The sequence below is a fragment of the Mycobacterium sp. UM_CSW genome (assembly GCF_000455205.1).
Classification (GTDB): domain Bacteria; phylum Actinomycetota; class Actinomycetes; order Mycobacteriales; family Mycobacteriaceae; genus Mycobacterium.
Genome location: NZ_AUWQ01000163.1, coordinates 1 through 602 on the forward strand (window position 1 = coordinate 1; position 602 = coordinate 602).

The 602-nt window shown below is 67.9% G+C and carries 1 protein-coding gene; it reads right to left on the reverse strand.

Annotated elements, in window-relative coordinates; genetic code table 11:
* Positions 1–89 precede the first annotated feature (89 nt).
* Positions 90–602, reverse strand: a 513-nt coding sequence (locus N415_RS30220) for a TIGR03085 family metal-binding protein (RefSeq protein WP_068189953.1), incomplete at its 5' end; no start/stop codon positions are given.

A 602-nucleotide genomic window follows, 5' to 3' on the forward strand; every position in this document is an offset into this window, starting at 1 on the left:
GTGAGTCAACGCGTGCCGCCTTTTCCAGGGACGGATGTGGCCAATGTGACTCGCCGCCCTCTTCCAGGGACGCCTGTGGCCAATGTGACTCACATGCCAAAGTGCGTGCGACGCACCGCAGCAACGGCTTCCAAAGGCCCGCCGAACTCGACCTGCGCCGCGCCCTGCCGCCCAAACAAATACAGCAGCAACTCGCCCGGCGGCCCACTGAGCAAAGCCGAAGGCGAGCCGGGTCGAACCGTCATCCGCTCCCCGCCACCCGCCCACTCCACCTCGAGCCCGCACCCGCGAAGCCGACGGCTCAAAAACCGCCCCCCGCGGCGCACATTTCGCCACAGCCCAGCATCCATCGAAGGTCCAAGGCTGCGAACCCCCAGCCCGTTGGCCCGCCGCACGTCCTCGTGATGGACGAAGAACTCGTTGAGGTTCGCCATCGAGCGCACCCACCCGATCCGGAAGAAGCCGACGGGCGGGCCGGACCGGATCCGGGCGACCAGCTCGGCAAAATCGGTCCGCCCGGCCAACGCGGCGCGACGCCGCTCGGCGAACGCAGCGAACGGACCGGGTAAAACCATGCAGGGCCCGGCGACAACATCGTGTTC